This window comes from Rhodopseudomonas sp. B29 (assembly GCF_000333455.1).
In the GTDB taxonomy this organism is placed as follows: Bacteria; Pseudomonadota; Alphaproteobacteria; order Rhizobiales; family Xanthobacteraceae; genus Rhodopseudomonas.
In genome coordinates, this window is record NZ_BADD01000234.1 from 1 (window position 1) to 13,818 (window position 13,818).

Annotated in this window: 13 protein-coding genes and 4 pseudogenes; 3 read left to right on the forward strand and 14 right to left on the reverse strand. The window is 65.1% G+C overall.

The window, feature by feature from the left end; all coding sequences use genetic code 11:
* The 4 genes and pseudogenes from I5M_RS08290 to I5M_RS08305 form a co-directional block, all read right to left on the reverse strand.
* Window positions 1-124, reverse strand: a pseudogene (locus tag I5M_RS08290) (23S rRNA (pseudouridine(1915)-N(3))-methyltransferase RlmH); the annotation flags it as partial.
* 153 nt (window positions 125-277) lie between these two features.
* Complete coding sequence (gene rsfS / locus I5M_RS33580; protein WP_031335888.1) at window positions 278-604, reverse strand: ribosome silencing factor; 327 nt, start codon at window positions 602-604, stop codon at window positions 278-280.
* A gap of 388 nt (window positions 605-992) precedes the next feature.
* Window positions 993-1,613: a nicotinate-nucleotide adenylyltransferase gene (locus tag I5M_RS08300; protein ID WP_031335889.1), complete on the reverse strand. Its 621-nt coding sequence runs from the start codon at window positions 1,611-1,613 to the stop codon at window positions 993-995.
* A gap of 30 nt (window positions 1,614-1,643) precedes the next feature.
* On the reverse strand, window positions 1,644-2,936 hold the full coding sequence (locus tag I5M_RS08305) for a glutamate-5-semialdehyde dehydrogenase (RefSeq protein ID WP_022720975.1): 1,293 nt from the start codon (window positions 2,934-2,936) through the stop codon (window positions 1,644-1,646).
* Between the two features lie 117 nt (window positions 2,937-3,053).
* On the opposite strand from I5M_RS08305, the gene I5M_RS08310 reads away from it, so the two are divergent.
* Window positions 3,054-3,344, forward strand: a complete 291-nt coding sequence (locus tag I5M_RS08310) for a type II toxin-antitoxin system ParD family antitoxin (RefSeq protein WP_022720976.1) — start codon at window positions 3,054-3,056, stop codon at window positions 3,342-3,344.
* Window positions 3,328-3,627: a type II toxin-antitoxin system RelE/ParE family toxin gene (locus tag I5M_RS31285; protein WP_083909537.1), complete on the forward strand. Its 300-nt coding sequence runs from the start codon at window positions 3,328-3,330 to the stop codon at window positions 3,625-3,627. Before I5M_RS08310 ends, I5M_RS31285 begins: the two co-directional genes overlap by 17 nt.
* A gap of 2 nt (window positions 3,628-3,629) precedes the next feature.
* Here the strand turns inward: I5M_RS31285 and proB are convergent, their stop codons facing one another.
* The 10 genes and pseudogenes from proB to I5M_RS08355 all read right to left on the reverse strand — a co-directional run.
* Window positions 3,630-4,760 carry a glutamate 5-kinase gene (proB, locus tag I5M_RS33585; protein ID WP_031335890.1) on the reverse strand — a complete coding sequence of 377 codons (1,131 nt, stop codon included), beginning with the start codon at window positions 4,758-4,760 and terminating at the stop codon, window positions 3,630-3,632.
* A gap of 114 nt (window positions 4,761-4,874) precedes the next feature.
* A pseudogene (locus I5M_RS34050) lies at window positions 4,875-5,540 on the reverse strand (carbohydrate ABC transporter permease); the annotation flags it as partial.
* Window positions 5,540-6,643 carry an ABC transporter ATP-binding protein gene (locus tag I5M_RS08320; protein WP_022720978.1) on the reverse strand — a complete coding sequence of 368 codons (1,104 nt, stop codon included), beginning with the start codon at window positions 6,641-6,643 and terminating at the stop codon, window positions 5,540-5,542. The gene I5M_RS08320 and the pseudogene I5M_RS34050, both read right to left, overlap by 1 nt.
* Window positions 6,644-6,653: 10 nt before the next feature.
* Window positions 6,654-7,733 (reverse strand): ABC transporter ATP-binding protein, encoded by a 1,080-nt coding sequence (locus I5M_RS08325; RefSeq protein ID WP_031335891.1) that lies wholly within the window; start codon window positions 7,731-7,733, stop codon window positions 6,654-6,656.
* A complete protein-coding gene (gene glpD, locus I5M_RS08330) occupies window positions 7,730-9,271 on the reverse strand; it encodes a glycerol-3-phosphate dehydrogenase (protein WP_022720980.1) in 1,542 nt (513 codons plus the stop codon). The genes I5M_RS08325 and glpD overlap by 4 nt, the downstream gene beginning before the upstream one ends.
* 255 nt (window positions 9,272-9,526) lie before the next feature.
* Window positions 9,527-9,895, reverse strand: a complete 369-nt coding sequence (locus I5M_RS08335) for a hypothetical protein (RefSeq protein WP_148287844.1) — start codon at window positions 9,893-9,895, stop codon at window positions 9,527-9,529.
* Window positions 9,896-10,156: 261 nt separating this feature from the next.
* On the reverse strand, window positions 10,157-10,957 hold the full coding sequence (locus tag I5M_RS08340; protein ID WP_022720982.1) for a DeoR/GlpR family DNA-binding transcription regulator: 801 nt from the start codon (window positions 10,955-10,957) through the stop codon (window positions 10,157-10,159).
* A 94-nt stretch (window positions 10,958-11,051) separates the two neighbouring features.
* A pseudogene (locus tag I5M_RS29365) lies at window positions 11,052-11,672 on the reverse strand (flavin reductase family protein).
* A gap of 22 nt (window positions 11,673-11,694) precedes the next feature.
* The gene (locus tag I5M_RS08350; RefSeq protein ID WP_022720983.1) at window positions 11,695-12,300 is read right to left on the reverse strand and encodes a TetR/AcrR family transcriptional regulator; all 606 of its coding nucleotides are present in this window, start codon (window positions 12,298-12,300) and stop codon (window positions 11,695-11,697) included.
* A gap of 16 nt (window positions 12,301-12,316) precedes the next feature.
* Window positions 12,317-13,450 (reverse strand): annotated as a pseudogene (locus I5M_RS08355) (efflux RND transporter permease subunit); the annotation flags it as partial.
* Between the two features lie 36 nt (window positions 13,451-13,486).
* Here I5M_RS08355 and I5M_RS33080 point away from each other — a divergent pair.
* Complete coding sequence (locus I5M_RS33080) at window positions 13,487-13,672, forward strand: hypothetical protein (RefSeq protein ID WP_199900025.1); 186 nt, start codon at window positions 13,487-13,489, stop codon at window positions 13,670-13,672.
* Window positions 13,673-13,818: the final 146 nt, after the last annotated feature.

Consider the following 13,818-nt stretch of genomic DNA (forward strand, 5'->3'; position numbering starts at 1 on the left):
CGATGTCGAGGCTGCGAAAGCCGAGCCGGCGGGACAGCTCCTCGAACCGTCCGCGATAGCGGTCGGCGAGCTCGCGCTCCGGTCCCTGCTTCAGTTTTCCGACGACGATGATGGTGAGACGCATCGCACGAAGAGATCGCAGATCAATGGCGCGTCAGCAAACGGAAGATTGCTGCGGTCCGGACCATTAACCGGCACATCATCGGTGCAAAGCGATAAGAGCGAACTCAGCCGCGCCGCGAAATCGCGGCCGAGCCGTTAAGACTGTGCCTCGACGCTACAGCGTCTTGGCCGGCGACGGACCCTGCGTCCACAACCGTTCGAGGTTGTAGAACTCGCGCACTTCAGGCCTGAACACGTGAAGCACGACGTCACCGCAATCCATCAGCACCCAATCGCAATTCGTCAGGCCTTCGACATGGATCTTGCCGATGCCTGCCTGCTTGAGCGATTTGGAGACGTTCTCGGCGATCGCGCCGACGTGGCGGTTGGCCCGCCCGCTGGTGACGACCACGTAGTCGAACATCGCCGATTTGCCGCGGAGATCAATCGCTATCGTCTCCTCCGCCTTCATGTCATCGAGGCGGGAGAGGATCAGCTTCAACGTCTCGTCGGCATCCGGAGCTTTGTGCGGAGCAGTCTCGACGAGCGCGTCAGGGGCCGGTGCCTGGAGGGTCTTTTTCACGGACCTCGAAGCAACTGCGTTTGCACCGGACTTCGCCGCGACCTGCTTGGGCGAAGCCGACTTGGACAATACAGATGTGGCCAGGGACCTTTCCTTTCACTGTATCGCGGGCGCCGAATCCTCAGCGTCCGACCGCCATTGTAGTGCATTTTCCGGCAAAGTGGAATTCGCTCGCCGAGCAACACGCTCGTTCGGTTCAACTGCAATCAAGTCGCAGAAATTCCAAACCACTGCGAGCGCACTCACCAAGGTCATGTGGGGTCGCTCGCCTTCACAATCCAGCCATCTGCCTGGATAGTGCCCTGGATCATTTCCAGCTTCCATCGGGATTGCGCAGCGCTGTCGAGGACACCGGCGACTTCATCCCGGTGAGGAACATCCAGGCTGGCGGCGGGCTGTCCGCGAGAATCGGCGCAGCAATGGCCGGCAGGCGGGCGCGCGCGAGGCTGCGGGCAGCCGGAGAGGCGAGGGCACGAAACGTCGTGGGAGGGCGGTCGATCACCGCGATCGGGAGCTCGGCGGCGATCCGCTGCCAGCTCTGCCAGCGATGGAACTGTGCCAAATTGTCGGCGCCCATGATCCAGACGAAACGTGCGCTCGGGCAATGCCGACGCAAATAACGGATGGTGTCGTAAGTATAGCGGGTGCCGATGACGCCTTCGAGACAGCTGACCACGATGCGCGGATCATTGGCCACCGCCTGAGCGGCCGCGGCGCGGGCATCGAGTTCGGACAGTGCGGACACATCCTTGAGCGGATTACCAGGTGATACCAGCCACCACACCCGGTCGAGCTTGAGCCGCTTCAGCGCAAACAGGCTGATGGCACGGTGCGCCTGATGCGGCGGGTTGAACGAGCCGCCGAGCAGGCCGATCCGCATGCCCGGTGTGAATGCCGGCACGGCACGCCGCGCCCTATCGGGCTTCAATGCGAAGCTCCGGTCGCCGAGACGTCGTGCTCACGGCCGGGTCTGCCCGGTGCCGTGAATGCGATATTTGAAGCTGGTGAGCTGTTCGGCGCCGACCGGACCACGGGCGTGGAATTTCCCGGTCGCGATGCCGATCTCGCCGCCGAAGCCGAACTCTCCGCCGTCGGCGAACTGCGTCGAAGCATTGTGCAGCACGATCGCCGAGTCGACCTCGCCGAGAAACTTCGCGGCGGCCTGCGTGTCCTCGGCCACGATCGCATCGGTGTGGTGCGAGCCGTGATCGTGAATATGCGCAATCGCCGCATCGACGCCGTCGACGACTTTGGCGGCGATCACCGCGTCGAGATACTCGGTGTCCCAGTCCTCGCTGGTGGCCGGCTTCACACGCTTGTCGGCGCGCTGCACGGATTCGTCGCCGCGCACCTCACAGCCGGACTCGATCAGCATCGCGATCAGCGGCGCCAGATGTTTGTCGGCGCCGGCGCGGTCGATCAGCAGCGTCTCGGCGGCGCCGCACACGCCGGTGCGCCGCATCTTGGCGTTGAGCACGATCGACTTGGCCATGTCGAGATCGGCCGAGCCATCGACATAGACGTGGTTGATGCCGTCGAGATGCGCGAACACCGGTACCCGTGCTTCGCTCTCGACGCGCGCCACCAGGCTCTTGCCGCCGCGCGGCACGATGACATCGACGGCGCCATTGAGCCCGCCAAGTAACAGGCCGACAGCCGCGCGATCGCGGGTCGGCACCAAACTAATCGCCGCCTCCGGCAGGCCGGCTTCGCGCAGGCCCTGCACCAGGCAGTCGTGAATCGCGCGGCAGGAGCGGAAGCTCTCCGAACCTCCGCGCAGGATCACCGCGTTGCCGGCCTTGAGGCACAGCACGCCGGCATCGGCGGTGACGTTGGGGCGGCTCTCGTAGATCACCGCGACGACGCCGAGCGGCACGCGGACGCGCTCGATCGTCATGCCGTTCGGCCGCTGCCAGCTCTCGGTGACGACGCCGACCGGATCGGCGATGTCGCGCACCACCGCGATGCCGTCGGCCATCGCGGCAATGCGCGCCGGCGTCAGCGTCAGGCGATCGAGAAACGCCGAGGTGGTGCCGGCCGCCTTGGCGTCGGCGACGTCTTCGGCGTTGGCGGCCAGGATCTTGTCGGCATTGGCGCGGATCGCCTGCTCCATGATCTGAAGCGCCCGGTTCTTCTGCTCCGGCGGCGCCAGCGCCAGCACCCGCGCGGCGGCACGGGCGTCCGACGCGAGGGCGGACATCAGCATGGCGAGTTCGGCGGAGCCGTCGATGGCCTTGAGCGGGGCGTTCATGGGGAGCCTGAAAATCTCTGTTCCGTCATGTAAATAGGCCCAAAATGACGGTACGCCAAGCTGGTTGCGGGCAAACCGGGTGACCACTATCCTTTTGCGGTCCTCAAGGAGGCTTCCATGGCCGGAAATTATACTCTGGACGAGCACTCCGCGGCTTTCGTCGAAAGCCTGGTCGAAAGCGGCCGCTACGAGAGCGCCGGCGACGTCGTGCGCGACAGCCTGCGCCTGATGGAAGCGCGGGAAGCCAAGCTTGAAGCGTTGCGGGCCGAGATACAGAAGGGACTGGACAGCGGGCCGGGCCGGGAGGTCGACGGCAAGACTTTGGCCGAGGAAGTCAAAGCGCGCGGGCGAGCAAGGCTAGCCGCCGCCAAAAAGCTTGCGGCTGGCAAAGATGAGTCGAAAGTTTAGGCTACGCGAAGAGGCGGATGCCGACCTTGATGCGATCTGGGAGTACATCGCAGTCGACGACGCAACAGCCGCGAATGCGGTGCTAAGCCGTATTACCGATACACTCGATTGGCTGGCCGAAACACCAAGGGCCGGCCGGGCCCGGCCCAAGCTTGGAACTGATCTGAGAAGCTTTGCCGTCAGAGGCTATTCGATCTTCTACACGCCCGGTGTGGGTCACTCGATCGACGTCTTAAGAATCATGCATGGACGCCAAAATATCGAGCCAGAGGATTTCTCGTAGCGCTAACCCGGCGCCGCGCCCACGACCAGATCATCGCGGTGGATCATCTCGGCGCGGCCGGTGATGCCGAGGATCATCATCACGTCGGACGACGAGCGGCCTTTGATCTTGTCGGCATCGTCGGCGTCGTAAGCCACCAGACCGCGGCCGATCTCGTGCGTATCGGGGCCGCGCACGATCACCGCGTCACCGCGGGCGAACTGGCCGTCGATGCGGATGACGCCGGCCGGCAGCAGGCTCGCGCCGGCGCGTAGTGCTGCGACTGCGCCGGCGTCGATGGTCAGCGTGCCTTTTGGCTCGAGCGATCCGGCGATCCAGCGTTTTCGCGCGGTGACCGGATTGGCCGGCGTCAGGAACCAGGTGCATGGCCCGCCCTCGGCGATCGCCTTCAGCGGATGGTCGATCTTGCCGGACGCGATCAGCATGTGGGTGCCGGCCGAGGTGGCGATCTTGCCGGCCTCGATCTTGGTGCGCATGCCGCCGCGGGACAGCTCCGAGCCGGCGGCGCCCGCCATGCCCTCGATCTCGGCGGTGATCGATTCCACCACCGGGATCAGCGTCGCGTCCGGATTGCTGCCGGGCGGCGCGGTGTAGAGGCCGTCGATGTCGGATAACAGAATCAACAGATCGGCGCTCGCCATGGTGGCCACACGGGCGGCGAGGCGGTCGTTGTCGCCGTAGCGGATTTCAGTGGTGGCGACGGTGTCGTTTTCGTTGATCACCGGCACGGCGCGCCATTCGAGCAGCTTGGCGATGGTCGAGCGGGCGTTGAGATAGCGGCGGCGCTCCTCGGTATCCTGAAACGTCACCAGGATCTGGCCGGCGCCGATGCCGTGTTCGCCCAGCACTTCCGACCAGGTCCTCGCCAGCGCGATTTGGCCGACCGCGGCAGCGGCCTGGCTCTCTTCCAGCTTCAGCGCACCGCGCGGCAGCTTGAGCCGGCTGCGGCCGAGGGCGATCGAGCCGGAGGAGACGATCATCACGTCGCGGCCGCCGCGATGCAGTTCGGCGATATCGGCGGCGAGCGCGGCGAGCCAGCCCGCCCGGACCTCGCCGGCGTCCGAATCGATCAGCAGCGAGGAGCCGACCTTGACGACGATGCGGCGGAAATCGTGGAGCTTGGGGGAGGACATGGCAGACGCTTGATGGGGTGACGCGGCGGGCCGCAGATGCGGCTCGTTGTGCAGCAGCCGCGGGAGAGGCGCAAGCGAGCCGGCGGAGGGATTGTAGATCATGAACGAGTCCATGAAGCGCAGCAGCACGGCGATCAACAGGACGCGGTGCATCTTGGGCAGCTGGATCGCCTTGAACACCGCCCAGCGCGAGGCGCCGTCGATCTGCGCTGCCTGATAATAGGCGTCGGGGATCGACTTCAGGCCGGCGTAGCAGAGCAGCGCAACAAGCGACGTCCAGTGCCAGACGTCCATCACCACCACCGTCGCCCAGGCGTCGAAATCATTGGCGACGTAGTTGTAATTGATGCCGAGGCTGTTCAGCGTGTAGCCGAGGAGGCCGATATCGGTGCGGCCGAAGATCTGCCAGATGGTGCCGACCACGTTCCACGGGATCAACAGCGGCAGCGCCATCAGCACCAGGCAGGCCGCGACGCTCCAGCCCTGACGCGGCATCGCCAGCGCCACCACGATGCCGAGCGGCACTTCGATGGCCAGGATGATCGCCGAGAACGCCAGGTTACGCCACAGCGAGGCGAAGAAGCGCCCGCCAAGGTCGGTCGACGGATCGAGCAGTTCCTTGAACCAGCCGACGCCGTTCCAGAAGAACTGATTGTTGCCGAAAGTATCCTGAACCGAATAGTTCACCACCGTCATCAGCGGCATGATCGCCGAGAACGCCACGATGGCGAACACCGGCAGCACCAGGAACCAGGCTTTCTGGTTGACGGTCTTTTCCATCAGGCGACTTGCTCCAGTGAGCGGCCTTCGACTATACGGCTGTCGGCGTAGACGTGGATGCGCGACGACTCGAACTGCAGCGCCGCTTCGTCGCCCTGCACTTCGAAGCCGGGCGGCACACGCGCGGCGAACAGGCTGTCGCCGACGCGGACGCGGGCGAAGCGGATGCGGCCGAGATCGTCGATGCGCTCGATCTTGCCGCTCATCAGTCCGGGCGCCTTGGCGGCGAGATGCACGAACTCCGGCCGTACACCGATCTCGACCTTGGCTGACGACGGCAGCGGATCGTAGCTGCGGGCAAGCGCCAGCGCGTGACCACCGACGATCGCCTCGCGCCCCCGCACCTGCGCCGGCACGATGTTCATGCCCGGCGAGCCGATGAAGTAGCCGACAAAGGTGTGGGCCGGCTTCTCGAACAATTCCTCGGGCGTGCCGCTCTGGACGACGCGGCCGTCGTGCATCACCACCACGGTGTCGGCGAAGGTCAGCGCTTCGGTCTGATCGTGGGTAACGTAAATCATCGTCAGATCGAGCGCGCGGTGCAGCGCCTTGAGCTTGGAGCGCAGTTCCCACTTCAGATGCGGATCGATCACCGTCAGCGGCTCGTCGAACAGGATCGCCGCGACGTCGTTGCGCACCAGGCCGCGGCCGAGTGAGATCTTCTGCTTGGCGTCGGCGGTGAGCCGCGTCGCCTTGCGGTTCATGTTCGGCGTCAGGTCGAGCAGCTCGGCGATCTCGGCGACGCGCTTATCGATGTCGGCCTTGGGCAGGCCGCGGTTCTTCAGCGGAAACGCCAGGTTCTCGCGCACCGTCATGGTGTCGTAGATCACCGGAAACTGAAACACCTGAGCGATGTTGCGCTCGCGCGTCGAGAGCTGGGTGACGTCGTTGCCGTCGAACAGGATCTTGCCGCGCGACGGCGTGACGATGCCCGAGATGATGTTGAGCAGCGTGGTCTTGCCGCAGCCCGACGGGCCGAGCAGCGCATAGGCGCCGCCCTGCCGCCAGGTCATCGACACCGGCTTCAGCGCATAGGCCTGATCCGGCAGATCGTCGCCGACGAGGTACGAGTGTGCGAGATCGACGAGGTCGATACGAGCCATCGGGATCTCCTCACGCCGCCCGCGGCGCCGCGACCAGACGGTCGGCGGCGTCGAAGACGAAAAGATTGGCCGGGTCGAGCACGGCCTCGAGCGTCTGGCCTGGCTCGAATTCATGCACGCCGTGCAGCACGGCGACCCAGTAGTCATCGCCGCGGCGCAGATGCACGAAGCTTTCCGAACCGGTGATCTCGGTCACCGCGACGGTGGCGCGGAAACCGTGACGATCGGCGGCAGGCTTGGCGACCTCGATCTGATGGGCGCGGAAGCCGACGCGGTAGGCGCCGTCGCTCAGATTGGCGAATACTCCGGACGCCGGCGCATCGACGCCGCCCGAATACGCGACCTTCCCGGCTTTCTTCTCGACGTTGATCAGATTGAGCGGCGGATCGGAGAACACCTGCGCGACCCGCATAGTGTCGGGCTGGCGATACACCATAGGGGTCGGACCGACCTGCAGGGCCTGGCCTTCCCACATGCAGATGGTGCGGCCGCCGAGCAGCAGCGCTTCGGAGGGCTCGGTCGTCGCGTAAACGAAGATCGCCCCCGAGGCTTCGAAGATCTTCGGCAGCTCGGTGCGCAGTTCCTCGCGCAGCTTGTAGTCGAGATTGGCGAGCGGTTCGTCGAGCAGAACGAGATCGGCGCCCTTGACCAGCGCCCGCGCGATCGCGGTGCGCTGCTGCTGGCCGCCGGAGAGCTGCAGCGGCGTGCGCTGCAGATACGGCTCGAGCTTGAGCAGCCTGGCGGCCTCGGCTACGCGCCTGTCGATCTCGGCGCGCGGCTTGCCCTGCACGCGCAGCGGCGAGGCGATGTTTTCGAAAACGGTGAGCGACGGATAGTTGATGAACTGCTGATACACCATCGCGACCGAGCGCTTGCGCACGTCGAGGCCGGTGACATCCTTGCCGTCGACCAGCACGCGGCCGGTAGTCGGCTTGTCGAGGCCGGCGAGCAGCCGCATGATCGAGGTCTTGCCCGACAGCGTCGGCCCGAGCAGCACGCTCAAAGTGCCGCGCTCCAGCGTCAACGACACATCGCGAATCGCCGGCATGCCGTCGATATCGCGCGTCACGTGTTCGAGGCTCACGCTCATGCCCGGCCTCCGACCTGCTGCCGCGATTGTTGCGATGCGTGGTGCGCCGTAAGCCACTCGCCCAGCGCAGCGATCTCGGCCGCGGTCATCCGCAGTCCGAGCTTGGATCGCCGCCACACGATGTCCTCAGCGCTCACCGCCCATTCCTGCGCCATCAGATAGCGGACCTCGGCTTCCGTCAATGTGGCGCCGAAGTCGCGGCCGAGATCGGCCGCGCTGCGGGCCGAGCCGAGTACATTGCGAGCGCGCGTGCCGTAAGCATGGACCAGGCGCAGCGCGTGCGCTGCGGAAAGGAACGGATAGTTGCGCTGCAGCTCCGCGGCGAGCGCGGGCGCACCGTCGATCGCGAAGTCACCGCCGGGCAGTGACGAATGCGCGGTCCAGCCTTCCTTGGCGCGGTTTCCCTTGAGGTAGGACCCGAGCTTCTCCAGCGCCTCCTCGGACAGCCGCCGATAGGTCGTGATCTTGCCGCCATAGATCGACAGCAGCGGCGCGCCGCCAGGCGTATCGAGCTCGAACACGTAGTCCCGCGTCGCCGCCTTGGCTTCGCTGGCGCCGTCGTCATACAGCGGCCGCACGCCGGAGAACGTCCACACCACGTCCGACGGCTTCACCGGTTTGGCGAAATACGCACTGACGGCGTCGCACAGATAGGCGATCTCCTCGGGCGTCGCCTTCACCGCGGACGGATCGCCCTCGTAGTCGCGATCGGTGGTGCCGATCAGCGTGAAATCGCGCTGATACGGGATGGCGAAGACGATACGGCCATCCGCGTTCTGGAAGATGTAGGCACGGTCGTGGTCGTAGAGTTTGGGTACGACGATATGCGAGCCTTGCACCAGCCGGACGTGATAGCGCGAATTGACGCCCGCGCCCGAGCCGAGCACGGCCTCCACCCACGGGCCGGCGGCATTGACCAGCGCCCGCGCCTCGATGGTGCTACGCGCGCCCGTCAGCGTGTCCTGAGTAGTGAGCTGCCAGATTCCGTCCTGCCGGTGGACCTGCACGACGCGTGTGCGGGTGCGGATGTCGGCGCCACGATCGGCTGCGTCGCGCGCGGTCAGCACGACCAGCCGCGCGTCATCGACGAAGCAATCCGAATACTCGAATCCCTTGCTGAAGCGGCCCGGGATCAGCGGCTTGCCGACTTCGTCTTGTGCGAGATCGACCGAGCGCGTCGGCGGCAGCAGCTTCCGGCCACCGATGTAATCGTACAGGAAGAGCCCGACTCGCAACCGCCACGCCGGACGCAGGCCGGAATGATGCGGCAGCACGAAGCGCAGCGGGCCGATGATATGCGGCGCGATCTGCCAGAGCCGCTCGCGCTCGATCAGCGCCTCGCGCACCAAACGAAACTCGAAATACTCGAGATAGCGCAGGCCACCGTGGATCAGCTTGGTCGACCAGGACGAGGTGGCGCTGGCGAGGTCGTTCATCTCGCACAACACCACGGAATTGCCGCGGCCGGCCGCATCGCGCGCGATGCCGCAGCCGTTGATCCCGCCACCAATGATCGCGAGGTCGAACACCTGACCCACGGACGCTCCCTATCCCGGCACCGCAACCAATTTTGTGCAGTGCACCTTTCGCTTCTGTCGCTTTCGTATCCGGAAGCGAATTAATCACAAAGAAAAACGAAAGCAAGCGCCCATGACAGTGCGGTTACAGGAAATCGTGTCGTCGCTTGCTGCAGGGGCAAGGGCACGTCTCGACGCAGCCAATACCGCAGAGGCGCGGAATGACCGCGACCGCCGAGGGTAATGACGAGTCGTTGCCGAGCGGCGCTTGTAACGTCAGCTCCGGCTATGCTTCCGGGCCGGCCGCGCGCCGGTGCGGCTGTCGTGGCGGTGGCGGGCAAACAGCACGAGTGCTGCGATCAGGCCGGCCATGACGACCAGAATCCCGGGGCCGACGACGGCGAGGACGGCATCGCCGGTCTGATCGAAACGCATTGCGTTCTCGTACGCATCGGCGACCGGGGACGGTGACCGGGACGGCGTCGCCGAAGCGCTGAGGATACCGACGGCGATCAGCAACACACCGACGGCGGTGCCGCGTATGGCGACGTGGATACCGGCGAGCCAGCGCCATCCGCGGGAATTTCGCAGCTTGCGGGAAGACGTGAACACTGTTCCGGACAAAAACATCGGGTGACGGCCCACCGCTTCATCAATGCATGCAGTTCGCAATCAGGGCCGGCCGATCGACGCCTGTTCATGCTGCAGTCGACTTCAAAACACGTATCGGTCCATTCGCAATGAACTAATAGTAGCAGCCATCCACGCCGCTTGGATAGCAGTCGAACTGCCGACGCGGTCAGGCAAGCGGCATTTGCCGGACTGGTAATCGTCTCAGTCACCAAGCTGACACTCATAAGCGATTGCACCGTCGCGCAAGGCGCCCGCAGCCACCCTGACGTGAGCCTACGCCGCGCTCTCATCGAGTTCGGCGCCGAGCTTCGGCGCGGCTTCGATGACTTTGACGCCGTGTGCGGTGCAGATGGTCTGCAGCGACTCCGGCAGCGTCTCGTCGGTGACGAAGGTGTGGATCTGGCTGAGATGCGAGATGCGCACCGGCGCGTTGCGGCGCAGCTTGGTGGCGTCGGCAACCAGCATGACGCTGCGGGCGTTGGCGATGATCGCCTGCGCGGCCTGCACTTCGCTGTAGTCGAAATCGAGCAGCGCACCTTCGGCATCGATCGCCGACGCGCCGATGATGGCGTAATCGACCTTGAACTGCCCGATCAGACTGATCGCCGTGGAGCCGATCACCGCGCCGTCGGCGCGTCGCACGGTGCCGCCGGCGACGATCACTTCGATGCGGGGGTATTTGTAAAGCATGAGTGCGACGTTGAGATTGTTGGTGATGACCAACAGATCCTGATGCGACGTCAGCGCGCTGGCGACTTCTTCGGTCGTGGTGCCGATATTGATGAACAGCGACGAGCCGTTGGGGATTTCGGCCGCGGCAGCGGCGCCGATCGCCTTCTTCTCGTCGGCGGCGACGAAGCGGCGAGCCTCGTAGGCGAGGTTTTCGACTCCCGAGGCGACGATGGCGCCGCCGTGGATACGGGTCAGCGAGCGCTCGTCGCACAGGTCGTTGAGATCCTTGCGGATGGTCTGCGCCGACACCTCGAAGCGGCGGGCGAGCTCGTCGACCATCACCCGACCCGAGGCGCGGGCGAGGTTGAGAATTTCAGATTGGCGATGCGTCAGTCCGGCCACGCGCAGTCCCTGCGACAAAGGCCGGCATCGTGCGGGTGTTCGGCAGGCGCGTCAACGGCAATGCCGGTCGACGCAGCGCTGCAATGCAGCAGCGTCAGGCCGGGCGCGGCATGTCGAACATCGCCTCTTCGCGAATCACGAAGTAGTCGCCGCGGCGGCCGGCGCGCAGGATCGGCTGTGCCATCGCGGTCTGATAGACGCCGTCCTTGATCAGGCGCTTGTCGATATGCACCGCCACGACTTCGCCGATGGTCAGCCAAGCCTCGGCCTCGACGCCGTCCGCACCTTTGAGGCGGATGATCTCGCTGAGCTTGCACTCGAACGCCACCGGACTCTCGCCGACCCGCGGCGGCGCGACCTTGGTGCTGGCGACTTTGGTGAGCTTGCCGAGCTCGAATTCGTCGACCTCGCGCGACACCGTCGCGGCGGTCGCGTTCATCGCCTGCGCCAGCTCCATCGTCACCAGATTCCAGACGAACTCGCCGGTCTCGTGGATGTTGGCGACGGTGTCCTTCCACGACGTCGAGGAAAATCCGATCAGAGGCGGCGTGTAGTTGAACGCGTTGAAGAAGCTGTAGGGCGCCAGGTTTCACGTGGCCGCTCGCCGAGCGCGACGAGATCCCAGCCATCGGGCCGCGGTGCCAACGATGGCGTTGAACGGATCGTGCTTGAGGCCGTGGCCGCTCTGGGGCTCGTAGAAGTGCAGATCAGTCACGCGATCATCCTTGTTGGTCTTGTCACGCGCGCTTCGCCGCGCCGAGCGCGCCGAGCACGAAGTCGGTCATCTGCTCCAGTGTCGGCCCATCCTTGTGAAACGCCTGCGCAATCATCTGCGGATGAAAGAAGCGCATCATCGAGGTGCAGGTGCAGCCCGCCGCCAGTTCGACGTCGGCGACCTTGAATTCACCGCTGCGCGCACCCTCCGCAACTATCTCCGCGATCCGCTCGACGATGTATCGCATGTGCGCGACGCAGACGTCCCAATTCTCCTCCATGGCGATCGCGACCATCTCGTGCAGCTTGGAGTCGCCGATATAGCGCTCGCAATTCATCCGGTGGACGGTGGCGAGGAGCTGGCGCAGCCGCGTCTCGGCCGGCCCTGGAGCCGCCGCGATGCTTTGCGCTGCCTGCTCGACCTCGCTCATCAGATGCCGCGCCACGCCCTGGTGGATCGCCTTCTTCGATTCGAAGAAGCGATAGACGTTGGCGGGACTCATCTGCAGCACCTTGGCGATATCGGCCACGGTGGTCTTTTGATAGCCGATTTCGCGGAACAGACGCTCCGCCGCCACCAGGATACGGTGACGCATGTCGGCTTCGGTGTTTTCGGCGACCAGACTCATCGGCGGAGATATTGATTCATTCCGCGGCGCCGGCAAGGGCGATCTGCGACGGCTCGGCATGCTGCATCGCAAGATGATCCGCTCCTGGAGCGGCTTCGTGCCGATCGAGGCTGCGCCGGAACCAAAGCGCGTACAGACCCGGCAGATAGAACAGCGTCAGGAAGGTGGCGACGAACAATCCGCCCATGATGGTGATGGCCATCGGCCCCCAGAACGCCGAGCGCGACAGCGGGATCATCGCCAGGATGGCGGCCAGCGCGGTGAGCACCACCGGCCGAGCGCGGCGCACCGTCGCCTCGATGATGGCCTCGCGCCGGGTCAGGCCCTGACGCACGTCGGTCTCGATCTGATCGACCAGGATTACGGCGTTGCGCATGATCATGCCGGCCAGCGCGATCAGCCCGAGCAGCGCCACAAAGCCGAACGGCGCACCGGCGACGTTGAGTCCGAGCGAAGCGCCGACGATACCGAGCGGCGCGGTGAGAAACACCAACAGCAACCGCGAGAAGCTCTGCAGCTGGATCATCAGCAAAAGCAGCATCACGACGACCATGACGGGAAACAGGATGAAGATCGAGGCATTGCCCTTGGCAGATTCTTCGATCGCGCCGCCGGTCTCGATCCGATAGGCAGGCTGCAGACTGTCGCGGATCTTCTGCAGCTTCGGCCAGATCTGGTTGGTGACGTCGGGCGCCTGAACGCCATCCCGGACGTCGGCGCGGACGGTGATCGCCATGTCGCGATTGCGCCGCCACAGGATCGGCTCCTCGTGCGCGTACTCGACCTTGGCGACCTGCGACAGCGGCACCGCCATGCCGCCCCGCGCCGTGATGGTGAGTTCGCCGATCTTGGCGAGGTCGAGCCGCTCGGCCGGCACCGCGCGGGCCACCACGCCGATCTTCTCGATGCCGTCGCGCACGGTCGTGACTTGCGCGCCGGAGATCAGCAGCGCCAGCGCGTTCGAGACGTCCTGCGGCGTCAGGCCGAGCGCGCGGGCGCGCTCCTGATCGACGACGAGTTTGAGATACGGCGACTGTTCGTTCCAGTCGAGATGCGGGTCGACGACGTTCTCGTTCTGCTCGACCACGTCGCGAACCTGATAGGCGATGTCGCGGACCTTTGCGGTGTCGGGACCGATCACCCTGAACTCTTGGTCTCGGCTCAGAACGAGGTCATCAAAGAGCTGATGACCACGATCGCAACGATCGGCATCAGCGCGAAGGCTTGGGACAAGCACATCGCATCGGCCGCGATTGACGCGCTTGCGCAGCGATTGAACGGCATCGCAAACAACCGCAGCCAACAACCTGACGCAGAATTTCTGCTCTACTACGCTGACACCGCGACCGCCGTTGCGCGGCGATACGACTGATCTCCGCCGCGTAGTCGAGCTGCGGACGAGCTGCGTCATTGCGCCGGAGCATCGCGAGAAGCTCAACGGTGGCGATCTTGGTTGCTGCGTCGGTCATGGTCAGGCTGCCGTGTCGGCGAAGATGTCCGGGCACAGCTCGGCGCGGG

Excerpts from the sequence above, each read along its gene's own strand:
- I5M_RS08305 (WP_022720975.1), bottom strand. The coding sequence starts at position 2,936 with ATGAACGCCCCGCTCAAGGCCATCGACGGCTCCGCCGAACTCGCCATG.
- I5M_RS08310 (WP_022720976.1), top strand. The coding sequence starts at position 3,054 with ATGGCCGGAAATTATACTCTGGACGAGCACTCCGCGGCTTTCGTCGAA.
- I5M_RS31285 (WP_083909537.1), top strand. The coding sequence starts at position 3,328 with ATGAGTCGAAAGTTTAGGCTACGCGAAGAGGCGGATGCCGACCTTGAT.
- proB (WP_031335890.1), bottom strand. The coding sequence starts at position 4,760 with ATGTCCTCCCCCAAGCTCCACGATTTCCGCCGCATCGTCGTCAAGGTC.
- I5M_RS08320 (WP_022720978.1), bottom strand. The coding sequence starts at position 6,643 with ATGGCTCGTATCGACCTCGTCGATCTCGCACACTCGTACCTCGTCGGC.
- I5M_RS08325 (WP_031335891.1), bottom strand. The coding sequence starts at position 7,733 with ATGAGCGTGAGCCTCGAACACGTGACGCGCGATATCGACGGCATGCCG.
- I5M_RS08350 (WP_022720983.1), bottom strand. The coding sequence starts at position 12,300 with ATGAGTCTGGTCGCCGAAAACACCGAAGCCGACATGCGTCACCGTATC.
- I5M_RS33080 (WP_199900025.1), top strand. The coding sequence starts at position 13,487 with ATGACCACGATCGCAACGATCGGCATCAGCGCGAAGGCTTGGGACAAG.